The organism is Fonticella tunisiensis, assembly GCF_004364155.1.
Lineage (GTDB): Bacteria > Bacillota > Clostridia > Clostridiales > Caloramatoraceae > Fonticella > Fonticella tunisiensis.
On sequence record NZ_SOAZ01000015.1, the window covers coordinates 48420 to 67752 of the forward strand.

Below are 19333 nucleotides of genomic sequence, written 5' to 3' on the forward strand. Positions count from 1 at the left end.
TATTTAAATTATTGAAAAATCCTGTTAAAAATGATAAATTAATTATGTTATAAAATAATAACGCCACTAAATAGCGGCTTTTGCTAGGAGGGTCAAAATGGGATACAGGGAAATGTATGAAAGATGGCTTACATTTGACGAGGAAACAAGAAAAGAACTTACAGGGCTTGATGAAAGGGAAATAGAGGATAGGTTTTATAGAGAACTTGAGTTTGGAACAGGAGGCCTCAGGGGGGTTATTGGCGCTGGAACTAACAGGATGAACATATACACCGTTAGAAAGGCAACCCAGGGGCTTGCAAATTACATATTAAAGAAGGGAATTGGAAACCCCTCGGTGGCACTTGCTTATGATTCAAGGAGGTATTCCGATGTGTTCGCAAAGGAGGCGGCCCTCGTTTTAAACGCAAATGGAATAAAAACATACATATACAAGGAACTAAGGCCTACGCCAATGCTCTCCTTTGTTGTTAGAAGGCTTAATTTAACAGCGGGAATAGTTATTACAGCAAGCCATAATCCTAAGGAATATAATGGGTACAAGGTATACTGGAGCGACGGAGGGCAGATTACGGAGGAACATGCCAAAGGTATTTTAAAGGAAATAACCTCAGTTGATTATGGCGATATTAAGACAATCGACTTCGAAAGGGCGTCCATGGATGGACTTTATAACTATATTGAAGATGAAGTTGAGGAAGATTATATAGATCTCGTTAAGGGATTGACCATTAATAAGTCCTTAATAGATAAAATGGCAGATGAAATTAAAATAATATATACTCCTCTCCATGGAACGGGAAACGTACCCGTAAGGAGGGTTTTAAAGGAACTGGGATACAAGCACGTATCAGTCGTTAAGGAACAGGAAATGCCTGATCCAAACTTTAGCACAGTTAAATACCCAAATCCTGAGGAGCATGAGGTGTTTACAATAGCCCTTGAAATGGCAAAGAGGGATGGAGCAGACCTTATCCTCGGAACCGACCCTGACTGCGACAGAGTTGGTGTCGTTGTAAAGAACAACGAGGGAGAATACGTGGTTCTCACTGGAAATCAAACAGGAGCCCTTTTAACATACTACATGTTAAGCCAGCTTAAGGAACTTAATAAAATGCCTGAAAACCCCGTTGTTGTAAAAACCATAGTTACAACGGAGCTGGCAAGAAGGATATGCGATGATTTTGGAGTGGAAATAATAGATGTTTTAACGGGCTTTAAGTATATAGGAGAAAAGATAAAGGAGTTTGAAGAAAGGGGAGATAAAAACTTCATAGTTGGCTTTGAGGAAAGCTATGGATACTTAGCTGGAACCTTCGTCAGGGATAAGGACGGCGTTATTGCATCTTCCCTAATATGTGAAATGGCTGCATACTATAAGTCAAGGGGGATGAGCCTCTATGACGGCATAATGGAGCTTTACGAAAGGTATGGATACTTTAGGGAAGACCTTAAGTCAATAACCCTTAAGGGAATTGAGGGAAGCGAAAAGATTAAAGCCATCATGGAGGATTTGAGAAACAACACCCCTAAGGAGCTTGCAGGATACAGGGTTGTTAAGGTTAAGGACTATAAGGTAGGACTTGAAAAGGACCTTTTAAGTGGAGATAAGGCCGATATAAACCTTCCAAAGTCAAACGTTATTCAGCTTATACTTGAGGACGGAAGCATTGTTACTGCGAGGCCGTCAGGCACAGAGCCCAAGATCAAGTTCTATTTTGCAACAATAGGCAGGGATATGAAGGATTCATCGGATAAAATAGAGAATATGAAAAAAGAAATACTTAGGATTACGGAGTAGTTATAACTTCAAAGTATTTTAAAAGGGCGCTTTGCCCTTTTTTTTACAAATGCCGCCCTATTTGCACTGAGATTTTTTTAATTTTCAGAAGGATATTAAATCAAAATGTCGAATTATTAACTTGTTTTAATAATATTGAAAGGGAGATGGAATGATGAAGGTTAGAAAGGCGATAATTCCCGCTGCTGGCCTTGGAACAAGGTTTTTACCTGCAACAAAGGCACAGCCAAAGGAGATGCTTCCAATTGTTGATAAGCCGACAATACAGTATATAATAGAGGAAGCTGTTGCATCCGGTATTGAAGAGATACTTATAATAACTGGAAGGAATAAAAGGGCAATAGAGGACCATTTTGACAAGTCCGTTGAGCTTGAGATGGAGCTCAAGTCCAAAAAGAAGGATGATCTTCTCAATATGGTTGAAGAGATATCAAACCTTGCTCAAATTCACTATATAAGACAGAAGGAGCCAAAGGGCCTTGGCCATGCTATTTTATGTGCCAAAACATTCGTTGGAAATGAGCCCTTTGCTGTTATGCTTGGTGATGACGTCGTGGACAGCGATGTTCCATGCCTTAAGCAGCTCATTGACATATACAACGAGTATAAGACGACGATACTTGGAGTTCAGCAGGTTCCTATGGAGGATGTTAACAAGTATGGAATAGTGAAGGGTATGCATATAGAGGACGGTGTATATAAGGTTAAGGACCTTATTGAAAAGCCGGAGGTTGATAAGGCGCCTTCAAACGTTGCAATACTTGGAAGGTACATTATAACTCCCCAGATATTTGAAATACTTGAAAATACAAAGCCAGGCAAGGGGGGAGAAATACAGCTTACAGATGCCCTTAAAGAGCTTCTAAACAGGGAGGCTATGTATTCCTATGCCTTCAAGGGAAGAAGATATGACGTTGGAGATAAGCTTGGTTTCCTTCAGGCAACCGTTGAGTTTGCGCTAAAGAGGGATGACCTTAAGGATGATTTCATGAACTACCTTAAGACAATAGTGAAATAAGCAGAAAAATGTTGCAAACAAACCTTTTAATTGTAGGGGCGGGCCTCTGCGTCCGCCCGTTGGGTATTACGAAGCTCAGCGGGCGAGCATGGAAACCCGCTCCTATTGCCATCTTCCTCTCCATCACAAAAGGTTAATTACTGTGAACATAGATAAATACTGTCACAATTTGTTGTTTAAGCCATATATTTTGAAGTATAATGTTAATAGATGGTATAAAAGGAGGAAGAAAATTGAAAAAATCATTTCTAATTATCTTTGCAGTATTTTCCTTATTCGTCTTTTCCTCTAAGGCATATGCTTATACATACAGCGGGTATTTCAAAGACATAAGGATTGGCCTTGAAAACATGGCGTCTTCAAGGATAGACGTCAGTTTAAACGGAAGCTATAGAGTGGAGGGTTCCGTACTTCAATCCGGGACAAGCATTACCCTGACCATCTCAGGCGGAAGAATATATATGAATGGCAAGCAATATAACTACATCACCTTCGAGCCTGAAAGCGATGATAACACATTAAAGCTAAGGGTTGTGTACAGCCTGTGGGGAAGAAACTACATAAAGGAATACAGCTATAAGGGGAGTATGGTATTTAGGGATAATGGGGGAAAGATCCTTCCTGTTAATATAATAAGCATAGAAGAATATTTAAAGGGAGTTGTTCCCTTTGAAATGTCAAATTCATATCCATTGGAGGCCCTTAAGGCCCAGGCCGTTGCAGCTAGAAACTACGCCCTTTCAAACCTTGGAAAGCATGAAAAGGATGGGTATGACCTTGACGATACAACCCACTGCCAGGTATATAGGGGTTATAACCCGTACTATAAAAATGCAATAAAGGCCGTTGAGGATACAAGGGGAAGGGTTCTTCTTTACAACAACAAGCCCATAAGCGCATATTTTTCTGCAAGCAACGGAGGATATACCGAGGCCTGTGAAAACGTATGGCTTCAAAGGATTCCATATCTAAAGGCAAAGCCGGATATATATGATAACGACGATAACTATAACTGGAAGGCAGTTTATTCACCTGCTGAGATAGACAAAAAGCTAAAGGACAGGAGATACCTTTCTAAAAGCAGCACCTTTGAAAGGATAGACCTTCAAAGCATCAGAACCTACGAGAGCGGAAGAATATCGAATATAGATATAATTTATAGGACTTCAAGTGGAAAAACGGGAAGAATGTCCTTTTCAAAGGAAAGGGCCAGGATATTTTTAGGCTTTAACAGCTCAATGTATAAGGTAAGCTACAGCGGCGGCAAATACATATTCGACGGAAAGGGAAGCGGCCATGGCCTGGGGCTCAGCCAGATTGGCGCCAGGGAGAGGGCAAGGGCAGGCCAGACCTATGACAGGATATTGGCATTTTATTATGACGGCACAGTCCTTGAGAGCATAAAGCCCGTTATAAAATCCTTCAGCATAGAAAGGGATAAGGTTATTGCCGGAGAGGAAGTTAAATTTACAGCTGAAAAAAGCGAGGGAAGCTCAGCTTTATTTAAGTTTGTAGTTAAAAGGGGAGAAACAACGGTCTACTCAGGTGACTACAGGGAGGCTTCATCCCTTTCGTACACACCAAAGGAATCAGGTTATTACAAGGTTTTTCTATATGGCAAGGATAAAAATTCCAAGGAAGAATACGATGATGTTAAAAGCTCAGGCTTTACAGTTTTTGCACCGCCGGAAATTACAAAGCTCAGCTTTTCACCTGAAAAGACAGATATTAAAAAGCCCATCACAGTAAATGCCGAAATAAGGGGTGGAAGTACGGCAGGAGTGGATTATAGGTTTGATGTAATAAAGGATGGAAAGAAAATGATATCAAAGGCAATGCAAAGCCCTGTATTTCAGTTTACGCCTGAAGGATATGGAAAATACCACATAGTTGTGTATGTTAAGGATAGAATTTCATTAAAGGATAGTAACGATTCAGAGGAGATAAGCATAAACGTTGAAAAGGGAGCAGAAGTTCCAAAGGGAGGTGCAGCCTTAAGCATATCGAGGAACTTAAGCTATGGAATGGTGGGAAGTGATGTAAAGGCCCTTCAGGAGGCTTTAAAGAAGTTAGGTGTATTTAAGTTTGGCTCAACTACAAACTATTTTGGTGTAATTACAAGGGCTGCCGTTATCACATTTCAGGGAACCCATGGTCTTACGCCAAATGGTGTTGTCGATGGCAAAACGGTGGAGAAGATAAACAGTGAGCTTTTAAAGCTTCAAACTCCAACGAGTGGAGGATCATTTAGTACAGGAAGAACCCTTCAAATGGGCATGAAGGGAGATGACGTAAATGAACTTCAAAAGGCTCTCAAGAAGCTTGGCTATTTTAACTACTTCATAACGACAAAATACTTTGGAAGCGTTACAAAATCTGCAGTTATATCCTTTCAGAAGGCCTATGGACTGACTGCAAACGGTGTAGTTGACAGTAAGACAGCAGAGAGCATAGATATGGCACTGGAAGGGAAGCTGAAACCTGCATTTAATATATCCAGGATCCTTAAAAAGGGAGTAAAGGGAGAAGAGGTAAGGGAGCTTCAGAGTATATTAAAGAGGATGGGGTATTTTAAATATCCCTTTATCACCAATTATTACGGCGTTATTACGGAAAATGCGGTTATAGCCTTCCAGAAGGATAATGGGCTTGTGCCCGATGGAATGGTGGGAAACCTAACTGTTAAAAAGATAAACGAATTAGGTGCCAGCCTCCTGAGAATTGAGAATTGATAAGGGAATGCGGGTGCATTCCCTTATGCATCGAATCATTGCGGTAGGGAAATAATTTGCATATGTCTCTTTTTAATAATGAAATGTTGACATTTCAGTTTGAATGTCGACATTTTTTCATTTTTCCCCTATGGAATATTGAAAGGTGTGCCAATATTTCATTTTTAATTTATTTGGATAAATTTTATATCATTATCTCATAGCACCGGTGCAAAATTTTAAGGAGGGTGTGTTGTGAGTGATAGTATAAAAGAGCTTGTTATAAAGGCAAAGAGGGATGATTGTGCCAGGCTTCAGGTGGTTAGAAGCTTTGAGCCCCTTGTAAAAAAGTGTATAGGAATATATTTAAAGGACAGGAGCTACTTTGATGATGCTATGCAGGAGGGAAAAATGGTGATTTTATACTGCATAGAAAATTATGACGTTAATTCAAACTTTCCCTTTGAGGCCTATGTTAAAAGGGCTGTTATATATGGCATCAGGAATTTTTCAAAGAGGATAAAGGATTATATAAGCCTCGATGAAGAGATAACGGAGGAAGGAGGAACACTCCATGATGTTATAGAAAGCGATGTTGATATAGAGGAAAGTGAGATAAAAAAGGAAACTTTGGAAAGGTTAAAGGATGCAATTAGAAGGCTCTCTGATAAACAGAGGGATATTATTGAGAAATACTATTTTAAAAATATGAGCATGATTGAAATATGCAGCCGGAGAAGGTGCCACTATATGGCTGTAGTTAATTTGAAGGACAGGGCTATTAAAAGGTTAAGGGAGGAGCTTGGGGATTGAATGAAGGGCTATTTTTTTTTGACGAATTAATGGTAAAATGTTATTATTGATGTATAATAATGGTGATTTTTGGTAGGGGCTGTGAAAAATTTTAAAATATAAAAAACTAAGAACAGGTGGGGATATTATGAAGGTTTTAGTAACAGGAGGAGCAGGTTTTATAGGCTCAAACATTGTGGACAGGTTAATAGAGCTTAATCATGATGTGGCCGTTGTTGATAATTTAAGCACGGGCAGAAGGGAAAATTTAAACCCCGGAGCTGAGTTTTATAATGTAGACATAGTAAATAAAGAAGATTTAACTAGGGTCTTTGAAGCCTTTAAACCTGAGATATGCATACATCATGCCGCTCAGATAGATGTTCAAAGGTCAATTAAGGAGCCGGATTATGACGCTGATGTTAATATAGTTGGCACTATAAATGTGCTTAATGCATGCAGATTAAGCGGTGCAAGGAAAATAATTTACGCGTCCTCGGCAGCAGTATATGGAGAACCTGAGTATCTCCCTTTAGATGAAAATCATAAGGTAGAACCGATTTCATATTATGGGGTTTCAAAGCATACTCCTGAGCATTATATAAAGATTTTCAGCCAGCTTTATGGGCTTCGCTATACAATACTTAGATATTCAAATGTGTATGGAATAAGGCAGGACCCAATGGGAGAAGGTGGAGTAATTGCAATATTTCTAAACAAGCTTGTAAAGGGAGAAGTTCCAACCATATTTGGCGATGGCGAGCAGACAAGGGACTTTATATATGTAAAGGATGTTGTTGAGGCAAATATAGCTGCACTGACCAGAGGTGATGGATATATACTTAATATAAGCACAAACACATGCATAAGCATAAACGATCTTGTAAAGAAAATGATTGAAGCTTCAGGAAGGGAGCTTAAGCCAAACTATGGGCCGGCAAGGAAAGGAGATATAATACACAGCTACATGGATAACAGAAGGGCCGCCGAAGTTTTGGGATGGGAGCCCAGGTATGGGCTTGTTGAGGGGCTTAGGGAGACGTATGAGTATTATAGCGGAAGATAGATGAAAACAGGGGAATTGAAACAGGTTCCCCTGTTTATTTTTTATATTTGAATTAAAGTAGGAATGTAATATACATCATTCTTGTAAATTGTATACTTTTTTCATAAAAGACAAAATTCAGTCGAAAAAGGGATAAAATTTGCGTAAAAAATTAATTAAAAATGTTTTGATTTTTGATTTTATGTAGAGATTATGATAAAATCGATGATAAAGGAAGAAATGAAGGGAATTATAAATATGTTTTGCAATAACGAGATATTTATTCTATTTTCGACAAAATTTCACTAATAATAATTTACCAATGATTGTTTCGAAGCCTTAAAAATTTGGTATAATGTAAAGGAATTTAAAAAAAATAGATAGAAAGGGCGTGTTTCGATGGAGCCTGAGATGTTAAATCAATATGAAGCTCAAATTCCTGTTGGAAATAAGAGAATATTTTATGATATATGCAAAAGAATATTAGATTTTATTAGTGCTCTTGCAGGGATAATAATTTTATCTCCGTTATTTTTAATTATAATGATAGTAGTTAAACTGGACTCTCCAGGACCTGCAATATTTGGACATAAGAGACTTGGTAAAAATGGCAAAATATTTAAATGCTACAAATTTAGATCCATGTATCAAAATGCAGAAGAAATGCTAAAAAACCTTACTCCCGAACAAAAGAAGGAGTTTGAAGAAAATTTTAAACTAAAGAATGATCCAAGAATAACTAAAGTAGGTAGCTTCTTAAGAAAGACGAGCCTTGATGAGCTTCCACAGTTGTTTAATATATTGATTGGGGATATGAGTGTTGTTGGCCCAAGACCCATAGTTGAAAAAGAACTAGAGAAATATGGAAAATATGCAGATAAATTTTTGAGCGTAAAACCTGGATTGACAGGATTTTGGCAGGCTAACGGTAGAAGTGAAACAACTTATGAAGAAAGGGTACAACTGGATATGTATTATATAGATAATAGGTCTTTATGGTTAGACTTTAAGATAATTTGCAAAACAATAATAGCAGTAATCAACAAAGAGGGAGCTATGTAAATGAAGATTTCAATAATTTGTCCTTTGTATAATGCTGAGAGTTATATAAGGGATCTACATTTAAACTTATTAAGTCAGAAAAAATATGATAACGAAGAAATTGAAATTTTATATGTCTTGACTAGATCGAAGGACAGAACTGAAGAAATATTAAAGGAGCTAAATTTAAACTATACTTTAATTGAGCCCGAAGAATTTTCACATAGCAAAACTAGGGAAATGATGGCTTATAAGTCCACGGGAGATATAATAGTGTTCATATCTCAAGATGTTGTAATGAAAAATGAATTATGGCTTAGAAACTTAGTTGAGCCTATTATTTCGGGTGAGAGTGAAGCTTCATTTAGTAGACAGCTTTGTGATAATGATACAATAGAAAAGTATATTAGGAAAAAAAATTATCCTGAAGAATCAAGAGTTGTTTCATCTAAGGATATAGAAAGATACGGACTTATGACCTTCTTTTATTCTGATGCCTCATCTGCTGTAAAAGCTTCTATTTTTAAGGAGTTAAATGGATATGATGGTAAGAACCATATAATAAACGAGGATATGTATTTTGCACATAAGTTAATAACTAGCGGATATAGAATAAAATATTGTGCTGATTCAGAGGTATATCATTCACATGTTTTTACATTAAAACAGCTATACAACAGATATTTCGATACTGGGGTATTTTTTAGGCAAAACCCTCAGTTTCTAAGTTATAAAGGAAATAAAAGCGGAAAAGACTTGGCAATGTACGTTTTTAGGCAATCTTTAAAGGAAAGAAACTTTAAAGTTACATTAAATTTATTGCCTAATTTTGGTGCAAGATTTATTGGAAGTTTTATGGGGAAAAGATATGAAATGTTGCCTAAAAAGTTTGTTATAATATCATCGCTAAATAAAAAGTATTGGGGAAAAAGAGAACGGGAGGAATAATATGAAAGGGATTGTATTAGCAGGGGGTTCGGGTACAAGGTTGTACCCCGTAACAAAGGCGATGTCAAAGCAAATGGTGCCAATATACGACAAACCAATGATTTATTATCCTATGTCAGTGCTAATGCTTGCCGGTATAAGAGAAATTTTAATTATATCAACTGAAAGGGATTTACGTAATTTTAAGGAACTGTTTGGTAATGGGGCAGAATTAGGTTTGTCCATAGACTACGCCGTTCAGAAAGCACCTAATGGACTGGCCGAAGCTTTTATAATAGGCGAGGAATTTATTGCTGACGATAATGTCGCAATGATTCTCGGGGATAACATCTTCTGGGGTCAAAGCTTTAGTGAACATCTTAAAAAGGCTGCTTCTTTAGAAAAGGGAGCCTATATTTTTGGATACTACGTTCAAAATCCAAGGGCCTACGGAGTTGTCGAATTTGATGAAAATGGAAAGGTTTTATCCCTGGAGGAAAAGCCGGAACATCCAAAATCAAAATATGCTGTTCCAGGGCTATACTTTTATGATAACACTGTAGTTGAGAAAGCTAAGAGCTTAAAGCCATCAGCTAGAGGAGAGCTCGAAATAACGGATTTAAATAGATTATATATGGAAGAGGGAACATTAAAGGTGGATTTACTGGGTAGAGGAATGGCCTGGTTAGATACAGGAACCCACAGTTCAATGCTTCAGGCTTCAAACTTTGTTGAAGCTGTTCAAAATACCCAGGGTACGTATATAGCGTGTTTAGAAGAAATAGCCTTTAGAAAGGGATGGATTTCATCAGATAAGGTTAGAGAGCTTGCTGCACCTCTCATGAAAACAGGTTATGGCAAGTATCTGATAGATATAGTTGAGGAATTTGAAGGCAAGGAGTTTAGAGAAGAAGTTGCATCAACATCAATGTAAGCAGGTGATCATATGGGAAATTTTAATTTTATTGAGACTAAGATACAAGGCCTATATATAATTGAGCCTAAGGTATTCGGAGATCAAAGAGGATATTTCATGGAATCATATAATAAAAAGGATTTTTTTGATGCAGGACTTAAGATGGAGTTTGTTCAGGATAATGAGTCAAAGTCAAAAAAAGGCGTATTGAGAGGTCTTCATTTTCAGACAAAGCATACACAGGGTAAACTTGTTAGGGTTACCAAGGGTAAGGTTTTCGACGTAGCGGTTGACTTAAGAAAGGGTTCACCAACCTTTGGACAATGGGAAGGGGTTATTCTTTCTGATGAAAATAAAAGGCAATTTTATATTCCTGAAGGGTTTGCACATGGATTTTTAGTACTTTCAGATGAAGCAGTGTTTAATTATAAATGTACTGATTTCTATGCGCCTGAATATGACAGTGGACTATTGTGGAATGATCCTGATGTCGCAATAGAGTGGCCTTTAGAAGGCATAGAGGAGATTCTGTTATCTGAGAAGGATAAAAGACAAAAAACATTGAAAGAACTTGATATACCATTTGAGTATAAAGGAGAGTAAAGGAATGAAAACATATTTAGTTACCGGTGGAGCAGGATTTATAGGTTCAAACTTTGTTTTATATATGCTTAAGAAATACAATGATGTTAGAATAATTAATTTAGATAAGTTAACCTATGCAGGGAATTTGGAGAACCTAAAAGAAGTTGAAAACAACCCTAATCATATATTTGTTCAGGGAGATATATGCGACAAGGAATTAGTAGAAGGATTGTTTAAAAAATATGAAATAGATTATGTTGTAAACTTTGCAGCTGAATCTCATGTTGATAGGAGTATAAGGGAGCCAGAAGTTTTTGCAAAAACAAATGTTTTAGGAACAGTGAATCTGTTAAATTGTGCAAAGAATGCCTGGGAAACTGAGAATGGATTTAAGGAAGGAGTTAAATATCTTCAGGTTTCAACGGATGAAGTGTATGGCTCACTTGGAGAAACTGGTTACTTTACCGAAACAACACCACTGGATTCTCACAGCCCATATTCAGCAAGTAAGGCTGGTGCTGACCTTATGGTTAAGGCATATTGGGATACCTATAAAATGCCAGTAAACATAACAAGGTGTTCAAATAATTATGGACCATATCAGTTCCCGGAAAAGTTAATTCCTTTACTTATAAATAATTGTCTAAACCATAAACCACTTCCGGTCTACGGTGATGGATTGAACATAAGGGATTGGTTATATGTTGAGGACCACTGCAAGGCTATAGATATGGTTATAAATAACGGCAGACTGGGTGAAGTATATAACATTGGCGGACATAATGAAAGAACTAATATACAGATAGTAAAGACTGTTATAGCATACTTAAATGAAAACGTGGATAAAGAAATAACAGAGGATCTTATAAAGTTTGTTGAAGATAGAAAAGGACATGACAGAAGATATGGTATTGATCCTACAAAGATAAAGGAAGAACTAGGATGGTATCCTGAAACTTCATTTGAGGTTGGAATAAAGAAAACAATACAGTGGTATTTGGATAATCGGGATTGGATGAAGAATGTAACGTCAGGAGAGTACCAGAAATACTACGAAAATATGTATAATAATAGATAGTAGGTGATGAGATGAAAATTTTAGTTACTGGTTCTAAAGGGCAGCTTGGATATGAAATTATAAATATGGTGGAAGATGATGAAGTAGTAGGTATTGACAAGGATGATCTTGATATAACAGACATTAATAAGACTTATGAGTTGATAAAGGAAATCAAGCCGGATGTGGTTATACACTGTGCTGCATATACAAATGTGGATGGTGCTGAAAGAGACATAGACATGGCGTACAAAGTCAATGTAATAGGAGCTCAAAACATTGCATCTGCCTGTTTAAACGTTAATTCTAAAATGGTATATGTATCAACGGATTTTGTTTTTGATGGAACTAAAAATGAGCCATATATAGAGTTTGATATACCTAATCCATTAAGCGTGTATGGTAAGTCTAAGCTCGCAGGAGAGTTGATTGTTAAAGATATTCTTTCAAAACACTTTATTGTTAGGACTGCATGGCTTTATGGGAAAAATGGAAATAATTTTGTAAAAACAATGCTTAAGCTTTCAAAAGAAAAGGATGTGATCAAGGTTGTAAATGATCAATGGGGAACCCCTACAAGTACTGTTGATTTATCGAGGGCAATACTTGATCTAATAAAGACTGATGCTTATGGAACTTATCATGGTTCAAATAAGGGGCAAACAACCTGGTATGAATTTACGAAGAAGATATTTGAGATATCTGGAATTAACACAAGGATAGAACCTATAAGTACCGAAGAACTCGGAAGGCCTGCGGCTAGACCTAAATATTCAGTTATGAGAAATTATATGTTAGAACTTACCATTGGAGATAATTTTAGAGATTGGGAAGAAAGTTTAAGGGATTATTTAAAGGCATAACATTAGATCCTAATTACTATAGAGATGAAACTCTGTAGTAATTAGGCGTATTGTTATATTGGTGATAATACTGAAAGAGAGGTAAATATCCAGGAATGAATGAACTAGTTTCTGTGGTAATAATAAATTATAATAATAAGGATTACCTTGGAAGATGTATTAATTCAATTTTAAATCAAACTTATAAAAATACAGAATTAATTTTTATTGATAACGTATCAAAAGATGGCTCTTTTGATTATGTAGATAAAACTTTTACTTCTGAAAATATTGTAAAGATTAGAAATATGGAAAATTTGGGTTATGCCGGTGGAGCTAATCAGGGAATTAGATTATCTAAAGGTAAATATGTACTTGTAATGAATCCAGATGTTATTCTTGAGCCCAATTTTATTGAGGAATGTTATAACTTTATAAATCAAGACGAATCAATAGCTGCTGTTTCAGGAAAACTTTTAAAGTATGATTTTAACAGGGATGTTAAGCTTAATATAATTGATAGTACGGGTATAACAATTAACAGAAGCAGAAGAGCTGTAGATAGAGGGCAAAATACAGAAGATATTGGTCAATATGAAGATACCGAGCAGATTTTTGGTGTTTGTGGTGCAGCTGCTTTTTATAGAAAATCTGCATTAGAAGATATAAAAATTGATCAAGAGTATTACGATGAAGATTTTTTCGCCTATAAAGAAGATGTTGATTTATCATGGAGATTAAATTTATATGGTTATAAATGCATGTACTATCCTAATGCTATCGCATATCATGGTAGAGGTCTTGGAGGTTCAAAAGGCGGTATTAGAAACTTTATTAAAAATAGAAAGAGTCAATCTGAATTTTTAAGAGGAATTTCCTTCAGAAACCACTATCTCATGTTGATAAAAAACGAAACTGTTGATACGTACAAAAGAGATAAATATAAAATAATGAAAAGAACACTTTTATTTTTGGGTTATGCTGTATTTTATGAAAGATTTATTTTCAAATATATTAAAGACATACTCAAATATAAGAACAGAATGTTTGAAAAAAGAAAAGTTATCATGAAGAATCGTAAAATCAGTTCGGAGGAATTAAAAAGGCTTTTTACTTGTTAATCTGTATGTTTACAGGAGGGTGGTTATGCAAGAAAAAATAATAATAAGTAATTTTAAAATTGCAGCATTATTATTGATAACTGTTGTTAGTATTGTTATATTTTACTTTTATGGTTTGGAGTATACTATATCTATCGGGCTAATTGCTACGTCTATATTTTTGTATATAAAATTTTCAAAAAATGATTTATTTAATCCTTTGGGGTTATATTCGGTATTCTGGATAGGTGCCATAGGCCTAGCTAGTTTTAGATTAAGTAACTATCAACATGGTTGGACTTTTTTTATGTGGCTAAATGTATTGCTAGCATATTTTATGTTTATTATAGGGTATTACCTAATGAAAAAGTTTATAAAAATTAATGGTCTAAGAAATACTACGTACTTATTTAATAACGATAAATTGTATCAATCGATTATAATTTTATTTAGTTTATGTACATTAGCTTTTTCAATAGAGGTGGCCGTTTTAGGTTTTATACCCCTGTTTAGTAAAAGTATGGATGCATATCTAAGATTTAAGATTAGTGGACTGCATTACTTTACTGTAACTATTGCACTTATTCCAGCATTAACTATTATTTATAAAAAATATGGTGGTAAAAAACCGGTTATGTGGATGAATATAATATCGTTCATCATACCTATTTTAATAGTTTCTAGGCAACTTTTAATTTTTGAAGTTGTTATATTGATAATAACTTATAACTATATAGTAAGAAGAATAAGTAAAAAATTCGTGATTGTAGTCGGAATTATTATTGTTATTTTATTTTCACTAGCAAGTAATCTAAGACATCAAAATTTAGCCTATATTTATAGTGTTGCAGATATGAAAACTACAAAATTAGGTATATTAACTCAGCCATATCTATATGTATCGATGAACTTTGAGAATTTAAGAAATATAATAGAAAATTTTAAGGATTATACTCTAGGCAAAAATATGTTATTCCCTATCTTTGCTTTTACAAACACAAAAAAATATTTTGATTATACTTACAAGACTAAATATTTAACCAATCCAAACTTTAATACATCTACGTATTTATCTGATATATATTTTGATTTTGGTCTTATTGGCATAGTTGTAGTGACCTTTATATTAGGGGCAATATATTGGTATGTATATAATATTTTTGTAAAAAAAGATAAAAACAATTTATATATAGTAATTTATAGCATATTAAGTTATTGTCTGATTTTTAGCTTCTTTGTTCCTTGGTATTTTAATCCAACTATATGGTTTTATATTATTGTACTATCTGGTATTTATATATATACCAACGATAACAGTAAGATTATTAAATATTTTACACAAATACTGTATAAATTTCATTAAAGGTTTTTTATATAGAAAAATATAATGGAAAATTTGGAAGCTAGATAATCGATTAAAATGATCAATCATAGTATTAATGATATTATACTTTTAACTATGGAAAGGTAGCTAACAATGAGAAATTTAAGTACTGTTCTAAATAGTAAAAAAATAAGAGATTTTTCATTTACTCTAGGAGCAAATTTTGTAAGTGTGATTACGGGTATAATATCTGCTTTCTTAGTTCCTAAATATCTAGGAATTAATGATTATGCATATTTAAGGATATTTACTTTTTATCTGGGGTATGTAGGCTTTTTCCATTTTGGATTTAATGATGGTATTTACGTAAGATATGGAAACTATGATTATATTGATTTGCCAAAGGAAAAGTTTAGAAGTTATTTTTATTTTTTATTAATTTTTCAAATGATGATTTCACTAGTATTTCTAGTTACTATTAATATCTTTATTTTTGATAATTCACGAAGATTAATTTTCGATTTTATTTCTATTAATTTAGTTGTTCTAAATATTAATACTTTTTTTGAATTTATTAATCAATTCACGAGAAGGTTTAAAATATATTCAATAAACACAATACTATCTAAGATTTTATATCTTTCTGTAGTTGTCATACTAATTATTATAGGGAAAAATGATTATCTTTCTTTTATAGTTTCACAAACGATAATTAATATAATTATTTTATTACTTTATATGCTTAATTCAAAAGATTTAATCTTTGGGAAAATAAGAAATATTAGAAGTAACATTAAAGATTTTAGAAAAAATTTTAGCAACGGTTTTTTTGTAATGATTGGAAATTTTATGGGAATTATTATATTGGGATTGGATCGGTTTTTTATAGATAAATTTTTCAATGTAAGCGATTTTGCAATGTATTCATTTGCAGTATCCTTATTATCATTATTTTATATTTTACTAGGAGCTGTAAATACTGTAACCTACCCTTATCTTGCTAGAATGAATAAAGATAACATGAAACAAATTTATGAAATTATGAAATTTATATTGTTTGTAATAATTAGTTTTTGTTTATCAGGTTTCTTTATTTTAAAATTTATAGTTCTAAAATTTATACCAAATTATATCCCAGCACTTAGTATTACTATGATTTTATTTCCAACAATATTATTTAATGGACAAATATCGATAGTTTCAGCTAATTTTTATAAGACTTTAGGGTTACAGAAAGAGTATACTTTGAATAATATTATAGCACTCCTTTTAGGATTTATAACAAACTTTGTTGGATATAAAATTTATAAATCGCCAGTAGCAATAGCTATAGCATCCTTTATTTCTTTTTACTTATGGGTAGCTTATTCAGACTATTTCTTTAAAAGAAAAATAGGTATAAATTTAAATAAACTATACTCGATTGAAATGGTTACAATAATTTTGTTTTTTGTAACAGGAATTTATTTAAAATGGTATGCGGGTTTTATAATATATTTAACTATATTAACTATTATAATATTTTTAAACAAAAATGAATTAAAGAATATTTATCGTGCTATAATGAGTAAATAATAAGAAAATGAATGATTTCGAGATCTTTTTAGTCACTATATATTGGAAACGATCTATTATTCTGAATTTTTCTGTTAATATAAAAATAAAATTTTAATTGTTTCATTAAGTTTAATGTTGATATAAAATATTTTTAATGTTGTTAAAGAACACTTTAATAAATATTTTTAAGATTTATTGATTATATTATGTGAGGGGGGAGGTTATGTTGAAAAAATATATTGATAAACTATTAGCCATACTTTTTATATTGGCGACTATTTTTATAAATAGTAGTCCTATTTTAGTAAAGGCAGCAGAAATTAAGCCATCACTAATTTGTATTGATAGTCCACAATCAGAAGAAACGGTTTATAGATCTGTGTATATAGGAGGATGGGCACTAAGTGATTCGGGGGTAAAGGAAGTAAATATCTATGTGGATGGTCAAAAGGTAGGACAAGCAGCGATAGGAGGATCAAGGCCTGACGTAGATAAAGCGTATCCGGGATATATAGGCGGAGCAAACAGTGGATATGGATACAACCTGGATCTAAACACCATAAGCGGAGGAAGGCATCAAATAACTGTACAGGCCATAGGAAATGATGGTTCTAAAGCAGAAGCAAGCAGATATATAAATGTAAAAAAGTTAGAGTCCAGGATAGTAATAGATGCGCCAGCACCAGAAGAATTAGTACATAGGACAGTATACGTAAGAGGATGGGCACTAAGTGACTCGGGAGTGAAGGAAGTAAATGTTTATGTGGATGGTCAAAAGGTAGGACAAGCAGCGATAGGAGGATCAAGGCCTGACGTAGATAAAGCGTATCCGGGATATATAGGTGGAGCAAACAGTGGATATGGATACAACCTGGATCTAAATACCATAAGCGGAGGAAGGCATCAAATAACTGTACAGGCCATAGGAAATGATGGTTCTAAAGCAGAGGTAAGCAAGTATATAAATGTAAAAAAGTTAGAGTCCAGGATAGTAATAGATGCGCCAGCACTAGAAGAATCAGCACATAGGACAGTATACGTACGAGGATGGGCACTAAGTGACTCGGGAGTAAAGGAAGTAAATGTCTATGTGGATGGTCAAAAGGTAGGACAAGCAGCGATAGGAGGATCAAGGCCTGACGTAGATAAAGCGTATCCGGGATATATAGGCGGAGCAAACAGTGGATATGGATACAACCTGGATCTAAACACCATAAGCGGAGGAAGGCATCAAATAACTGTACAGGCCATAGGAAATGATGGTTCTAAAGCAGAAGCAAATAGGTATATAAATGTAACAAAGCTTCAGCCCAGAATGTTTATAGATACACCTGTTTCAGAGGCAACAGTTTATAAGACTGTATATATAAAAGGATGGGCACTTCATGACTCAGGAGTAAGAGAAATAAATGTTTATGTGGATGGTCAAAAAGTTGGACAGGCTCTAACTGGAATATCAAGACCAGATGTTGATAGTGTTTTTCCTGGATATACAAATGGAGCAAAAAGCGGATTTGAATTCAATTTAGACAGCACTAAATTTATAAATGGAAGACATACATTAACTATAGTAAGTATTGGAAATGATGAGTCAACTCAAACTATTGAAAGAATATTAAATACATTAAACGATGTAACATATTATGTAGATTATGATATAACTTTTAAAGAATTTATAGATAAACAAATGAAAGTTAACCCACAATATTATGATTCAAGTATAACCACTGGCAGCAAATGGGTTTCTGCCACTAGAGAACAGGTTGAGTATTATGCAAATCCGAAAAATTTCTTGGAAGGAAATGCTAAATATCAATTTTTAAAGTTAAACTTTGTTTATGGTATAACTGCACAGGATTTAGACAATTTAATTGCATCTGTACCATATACTAATGGTAGAAAAAATATTCTGATGGGAAAAGGAGAAGTTTTCTTAAGGGCAGCACAAGAAAACGATATAAACCCAGTTTATTTAGTTTCACATGCACTGCTTGAAACTGGAAACGGGACTTCCGATCTGGCATATGGCATACTTGTAAGTCAAATTGGAAAAGAACCTGATACTGTGATTCAAGTAGAGCCAAAAGTTGTTTATAATGTCTTTGGAGTGAATGCAAAGGATAGCGATCCTATCAGATTGGGAGCAGAATATGCATATCAGAATGGATGGTTTACCATAGATGATGCGATTTTAGGTGGAGCTAAATTTATTGCTTCAAGCTATATAAATAATCCAATATATAAGCAGGATACACTGTATAAAATGCGATGGAACCCGGATTTTCCAGCACAACATCAATATGCATCGGATGTTAGATGGGCATATAATCAGACAACCAGGATAAAACAAATGTTTGATAATTTTGCAAGATTTGCAAATGTCGCTCAATATTTTGAAATTCCAAGATATAAGGAAACGTATTAAGCAAATAAGGAACAACCTTAAGGTTTAAATAACCTTAGGGTTGTTTTTTATTGCAAAGTTTAGTCTGGACTAATACTGAGAAAATAGAGTAAAATATCAGAAGTTTCGCAGCTAAAAAAATAAATAGGGCGTAGCCCCTTGATATGTAATGGTTTAGATGAATAATAATTGAAATATGTAAATTCCGATTTT

The 19333-nt window shown here is 34.3% G+C and carries 14 protein-coding genes and 1 pseudogene; all 15 read left to right on the forward strand.

From position 1 onward, the window contains the following. Window positions 1–97 precede the first annotated feature (97 nt). Window positions 98–1801: a phospho-sugar mutase gene (locus EDD71_RS09655; RefSeq protein ID WP_133628531.1), complete on the forward strand. Its 1704-nt coding sequence runs from the start codon at window positions 98–100 to the stop codon at window positions 1799–1801. 154 nt (window positions 1802–1955) lie between these two features. Then, window positions 1956–2819 carry a UTP--glucose-1-phosphate uridylyltransferase GalU gene (gene galU / locus EDD71_RS09660; RefSeq protein ID WP_133628532.1) on the forward strand — a complete coding sequence of 288 codons (864 nt, stop codon included), beginning with the start codon at window positions 1956–1958 and terminating at the stop codon, window positions 2817–2819. Window positions 2820–3052: 233 nt separating this feature from the next. Further along, window positions 3053–5551 carry a SpoIID/LytB domain-containing protein gene (locus EDD71_RS09665; RefSeq protein WP_166636431.1) on the forward strand — a complete coding sequence of 833 codons (2499 nt, stop codon included), beginning with the start codon at window positions 3053–3055 and terminating at the stop codon, window positions 5549–5551. Between the two features lie 234 nt (window positions 5552–5785). After that, window positions 5786–6343, forward strand: a complete 558-nt coding sequence (locus EDD71_RS09670; protein ID WP_133628534.1) for a sigma-70 family RNA polymerase sigma factor — start codon at window positions 5786–5788, stop codon at window positions 6341–6343. A 127-nt stretch (window positions 6344–6470) separates the two neighbouring features. Beyond that, window positions 6471–7388, forward strand: coding sequence for an SDR family oxidoreductase (locus EDD71_RS09675; RefSeq protein WP_133628535.1), 918 nt, complete (start codon window positions 6471–6473; stop codon window positions 7386–7388). Window positions 7389–7766: 378 nt separating this feature from the next. Next, window positions 7767–8429: a sugar transferase gene (locus EDD71_RS09680; protein ID WP_133628536.1), complete on the forward strand. Its 663-nt coding sequence runs from the start codon at window positions 7767–7769 to the stop codon at window positions 8427–8429. Next, entirely contained in the window at window positions 8430–9356 is a 927-nt protein-coding gene (locus EDD71_RS09685; RefSeq protein WP_133628537.1) for a glycosyltransferase family 2 protein, read from the forward strand. 1 nt (window position 9357) lies between these two features. Beyond that, the gene (gene rfbA / locus EDD71_RS09690; protein ID WP_133628538.1) at window positions 9358–10269 is read left to right on the forward strand and encodes a glucose-1-phosphate thymidylyltransferase RfbA; all 912 of its coding nucleotides are present in this window, start codon (window positions 9358–9360) and stop codon (window positions 10267–10269) included. 12 nt (window positions 10270–10281) lie between these two features. Continuing rightward, a complete protein-coding gene (rfbC, locus tag EDD71_RS09695) occupies window positions 10282–10854 on the forward strand; it encodes a dTDP-4-dehydrorhamnose 3,5-epimerase (RefSeq protein ID WP_133628539.1) in 573 nt (190 codons plus the stop codon). 4 nt (window positions 10855–10858) lie between these two features. After that, a complete protein-coding gene (rfbB, locus tag EDD71_RS09700; protein WP_133628540.1) occupies window positions 10859–11914 on the forward strand; it encodes a dTDP-glucose 4,6-dehydratase in 1056 nt (351 codons plus the stop codon). 11 nt (window positions 11915–11925) lie between these two features. Next, entirely contained in the window at window positions 11926–12756 is an 831-nt protein-coding gene (gene rfbD, locus EDD71_RS09705) for a dTDP-4-dehydrorhamnose reductase (protein WP_133628541.1), read from the forward strand. A 95-nt stretch (window positions 12757–12851) separates the two neighbouring features. Further along, window positions 12852–13514, forward strand: a pseudogene (locus tag EDD71_RS09710) (glycosyltransferase family 2 protein); the annotation flags it as partial. Between the two features lie 367 nt (window positions 13515–13881). Next, window positions 13882–15198 (forward strand): O-antigen polymerase, encoded by a 1317-nt coding sequence (locus EDD71_RS09715; RefSeq protein ID WP_133628543.1) that lies wholly within the window; start codon window positions 13882–13884, stop codon window positions 15196–15198. 114 nt (window positions 15199–15312) lie between these two features. Beyond that, a complete protein-coding gene (locus EDD71_RS09720; RefSeq protein ID WP_133628544.1) occupies window positions 15313–16734 on the forward strand; it encodes an oligosaccharide flippase family protein in 1422 nt (473 codons plus the stop codon). A 205-nt stretch (window positions 16735–16939) separates the two neighbouring features. Continuing rightward, window positions 16940–19141, forward strand: a complete 2202-nt coding sequence (locus tag EDD71_RS09725; protein ID WP_133628545.1) for an Ig-like domain-containing protein — start codon at window positions 16940–16942, stop codon at window positions 19139–19141. Window positions 19142–19333 lie beyond the last annotated feature (192 nt).